Source organism: Streptomyces thermovulgaris, from assembly GCF_002155915.1.
Classification (GTDB): Bacteria; Actinomycetota; Actinomycetes; order Streptomycetales; family Streptomycetaceae; genus Streptomyces; species Streptomyces thermovulgaris.
The window spans coordinates 1-4718 of record NZ_MUME01000175.1; the positions used below are offsets into that span (position 1 = coordinate 1).

2 protein-coding genes are annotated in these 4718 nt (G+C 70.7%); both read left to right on the forward strand.

Annotated elements, in window-relative coordinates; genetic code table 11:
• Nucleotides 1-2791: type I polyketide synthase (locus CCN35_RS15590; protein WP_143631557.1), on the forward strand; the 2791-nt coding region annotated here is incomplete at its 5' end.
• 316 nt (nucleotides 2792-3107) lie between these two features.
• Nucleotides 3108-4718, forward strand: a 1611-nt coding sequence (locus tag CCN35_RS15595; RefSeq protein WP_425444298.1) for a type I polyketide synthase, incomplete at its 3' end; no start/stop codon positions are given.

Genomic DNA, 4718 nt, shown 5'->3' on the forward strand with positions numbered 1-4718 from the left:
TGCGGTCTTCGGCACCGTGCTGGTGCCGGGCACGGGTCTGCTGGAGCTTGCCCTGACCGCCGCCCACCACATCGGAGCCGACCAGATCACCGAACTGACCTTGGCCGAACCCCTGGTGATCGACGAAGCGGTCCAGATCCAGATCACGGTCAGCAGGCCCGACGCGGACAGCCGCCGTACGATCGCGATCTACAGCCGCCCCGACGGCGCACAGGACGACCCGGGCTCCTGGACCCGGCACGCGAGCGGTGAGCTTCTGGACGTACCCGTCGACGCCTCCACGTCCGACGAGTTCGCAGAGCTGGCCCGCTGGCCGGTGGCCGGTGCCGAGCAGGTGGAACTGGACGGCTTCTACGAGGCGTTCAGTGCCCAGGGCATCGACTACGGCCCGGCCTTCCAGGGCCTGGTGGAGCTGTGGCGCAAGGACAACACCGCCTACGGACGCGTCCGCCTGCCCGATGCGCTCGAGGGCGCAGCCGCGGACTACAACCTCCACCCCGCTCTGCTCGACACGGCCCTGCACATCATGAAAGCCGTGACCGGCACAGCCGGCCGGCAGGAGTCCGAAGGCGCCCTGCTGCCCTTCGAGTGGAGCGACGTCGAGCTGTACGCGACGGGCAGCCAGGAGTTGCGTGTCCGTATCGACGTCTCCTCCTCGGACACCGGCCAGGAGATCCGGGTCTGGGCGTCCGACCCGGAGGGCGAACCCGTCGCGCGGATCGGCGGACTCCACCTCCGCCGGGCGACGGCCGAGCAGCTGAGCACCGCGCGGAGGACAGCCCCCGACGGCCTGCACCGTTTGGAGTTCCAGAAGGTGACCGCCCCCGCCGCGTCCGGCGACACGACCACGGACGTCGTGCTGGCCGGCACGGGCGAACTCGCCGAGCTCCTCGGCGCGCCGGCCGTTCCCGACCTCGAGGCGCTGGCCGTCCTGCTCGATACACGCTCACAGGCCCCCGCCCGAGTCGTCGTCGACATGACCGACTGCTCGGCCCTCTCCAGCGAGCCCGAAGCCGCGTACAGGACGACCGAGCACGTCCTCGCGCAACTCCAGCGGCTGCTGGCCGATGAGCGGCTGGCGTCGGCGGAGCTTGTCTGGGTCACGCGCGGCGGCATCGCCGCCGTGGAGGGCGACCGGCTGGAGGGGCTGTCGTGCGCTCCGTTGTGGGGGCTGGTGCGGGCGGCGCGCAGTGAGCATCCCGAGCGTGGTCTGCGTCTGATCGACCTCGGTCCGGAGGATGCGGACTGGGAGGGGCTGGCTGCTGCGGTGGCTGTTGCCGGTGAGCCGGAGCTTGCCGTGCGCGGGGGCGAGGTGCTCGCCGCCCGCCTGATGCGCGCAGGCGCCACGGACACCACCAGCGACAGTGGCAGCGCCGCGCGTGCACTGAACCCCGAGGGTACGGTGCTGGTTACGGGTGGGACTGGTGAGCTGGGTCGGGTGGTGGCGCGGCATCTGGTGGCCGTGCATGGTGTGCGGCATCTGGTGCTCACCTCCCGTCGTGGGCCGGATGCGCCTGGTGTGGCCGAGCTGGTCCACGAACTGGAAGAAGAAGGTGCGGAATGCGTCCGTGTGGTGGCCTGTGATGTCACTCGGCGAAATGACTTGGCGCAGGTGCTCGGTCTTGCTGAGAAGGGGCATCCGTGGACTGCGGTCCTGCATCTCGCGGGAATCCTGGACGACGGTGTCCTCCTCGGCCAGGACGGAGAGCGGCTCTCTCGGGTGATGGCCCCCAAGGTGGACGGCGCCGTCCACCTCGACGAGCTCACCCGGGACCTCGACCTCGCCGCCTTCGTCCTCTTCTCCTCCGCCGCCGGTACCGTCGGCACGGCGGGCCAGGGCATCTATGGCGCCGCCAACGCCTTCCTCGACGCCTTCGCCGCCCGACGGCGTGCCGAGGGCCGTCCGGTCACCTCCCTCGCCTGGGGCCTGTGGGACCAGGCGGGCGTGGGCATGACGTCCCACCTGGGTGCCGTGGAACTGGAGCGCATGCGCCGCCAGGGCATCGCACCACTGCCCTTCGCACAGGGCCTGGCGCTCCTCGACGCGGTGCTGGCACGCCCCGCCGGCAACTTCGTCCCCGCCCGGCTCGATTTGCGGGAGGCCCAGCATGCCGCGGATGCGGGGGAGGAGGTTCCGGCGCTCTTCCGGGCTCTGGTACGACGGAACACCAGGCCGGCCCGCGCCAGGACCAGCGTCACGTCCGCACCCACAGGGCTGCGCGACCGGCTGCTGGCCGCCCCGGCGGAGGAGCGGATCGAACTGGTCACACAGCTGGTGCTCCGGGAAGTGGCCGCCGTACTCGGCCTCGACTCGGCGGACTCCCTCGCCCCGGATCAGGTGCTCAAGCACCTGGGCCTCGACTCGCTGATGGCCGTCGAGCTGCGCCGCGGTCTCTCGGCCGCCACCGAGCTCTCGCTGCCTGCCACCCTCGCCTTCGACTACCCGACGCCCGAGGAGATCGCCAAGCTGATCCTGACCCGGCTGGATCTGCCGACCACACCCGAGGCGACACCCGCCTCGGCATCCTCCGACGCCCCCGGGGACGCCACGGATTCCGAGGCTCTGCTCGGCTGGGCCCTCGAACGGCTCTCCGCGGACCAGCTGCGCCGCAGCGGCCTGCTGGACCGGCTCGTGGAACTGGCCCGCGAGTCAGCCCCGGCCCCGGAGGGCACGGCGACCGTCCCGGCCCCGGCCGAACCGGCCGGCGCCCTGGACGACGAGAGGTCGGTGGACGACATCAACGCGGAGCTGAACGCACTGCTGGAGGCGTCGGGGTTCGACCTCGACTGATCTCCCTCGACAACCCCGTTCGGCCGTGGTCGCCCGGGCCCGAAGCCCTGCGGCGGTCCGCCCGCAGTGCCCCAGGGGACTCCAGGGCCCGGGAACAGGACGCTGCCCCAGCACCGCACCCATACGGCGACAGACGGCGAGGAGAGCCCGGCACACCTGTGCCGGGCTCTCTGCTCTGTCGGGGCGCTGGACCGGCGACGACGCACCAGGTGGGTGCGACCGACGCTCAAGCGACCACCGATTGGCTGGTGGGGTCCCGCAATCCGTCCGCCCGGGACGCTGTTCGCCCGCCGTGGCCGCGCAGAAAGGCTCAATGGTGTCGATGTCAAACCAGAACCGGATGGAAGCCGCTCTGCCCGCTATCCGCGCGCTGCAGAAGCGTGCGGCGGATCTGGAAGCGCGGCAGGCCCGGCAGCACGAGCCGATTGCTGTGGTGTCGATGGCGTGTCGTCTTCCGGGTGGGATTGATACGCCGGAGGCGTTTTGGGAGTTGCTGGCTGCTGGTGGGGATGCGGTGGGTGGTCTGCCCGAGCGGTGGCGGGGGCTGGACCTGTATGACCCGGATCCGGAGGCGGTGGGCAAGAGTTATGCCCGTGAGGGGGGTTTCCTGGAGGGGGTTGAGGATTTCGATCCTGCTTTCTTCGGGATCTCGCCGCGTGAGGCGGTGTCGATGGATCCGCAGCAGCGGCTGGTGCTGGAGACGTCCTGGGAGGCCCTGGAGCGGGCCGGCATCCGACCCGACTCGCTCCGTGGGAGCAAGACCGGGGTCTACCTCGGCACGATGAGCTCCGACTACGGCGACCTGGGTCGCGACCTGGAGACTTTCGACGGTTACGTGAACACCGGCAAGGCGTCCAGTGTGGTTTCGGGCCGGGTGTCCTACACCCTGGGGCTCCAGGGGCCCGCCGTCACCGTCGACACCGCCTGCTCGTCCTCCCTCGTCGCCCTCCACCTCGCCGTCACCGCGCTGCGGCAGGACGAATGCGACCTCGCCCTGGCCGGCGGCGTCACCGTCATGAGTGCGCCTTCCCTCTTCGTGGAGTTCTCGCGGTTGAAGGGGATGGCTCCTGATGGGCGGTGCAAGTCCTTCTCGGCGCGGGCTGATGGTGCGGGCTGGGCTGAGGGTGTTGGGGTTTTGGTGCTCAAGCGGCTGTCGGCTGCCGAGCGTGACGGTGACCGGATCCTGGCGGTGATCCGTGGCAGCGCGGTCAACCAGGACGGCCGTTCCCAGGGCCTGACCGCGCCCAACGGCCCCTCGCAGCAGCGGGTGATCCGCGACGCACTGGCCGCTTCCCGCCTCACCCCCGCCGACATCGACGCGATCGAGGCCCACGGCACCGGCACCCCGCTGGGCGACCCGATCGAAGCCGGCGCACTGGCCGAGGTGTTCGGCCCGGACCGGGATACGGACCGGCCGGTCTATCTGGGCTCGTCGAAGTCGAACATCGGACACACGCAGGCCGCCGCCGGTGTGGTGGGTGTGATCAAGATGGTGCTGGCTCTGCAGCACCAGATGCTGCCGAAGACGCTGTACGCCGACGAGCCCAGCCCGCACATCGCCTGGGAGGGCAGCGGCCTGAAACTCCTGGACGAGGCCCGACCCTGGCCGCGCGAGGCCGGCCGAGTACGCCGAGCCGGAGTGTCCTCCTTCGGCCTGTCGGGCACCAACGCGCATGTGGTGCTGGAAGAACCCCCGGTGCGGAAGAGCACCGAGGCAGCACCGGATGACACCCCTGGAGATGGCGCTACCCGAAGCGGCATTGCTGAGGGTGGTCCGGTGCCTCTGGTCGTCTCTGGTCGGGATGTGGGGGCGTTGCGTGCGCAGGCTGGTCGGTGGGCGGAGTGGCTGGCTGGTTGTGGTGATGCGGTGTCGTTGGTTGATGTGGCGGCGACGGCGGTGTGGGGGCGGTCGCAGTTTGAGTATCGG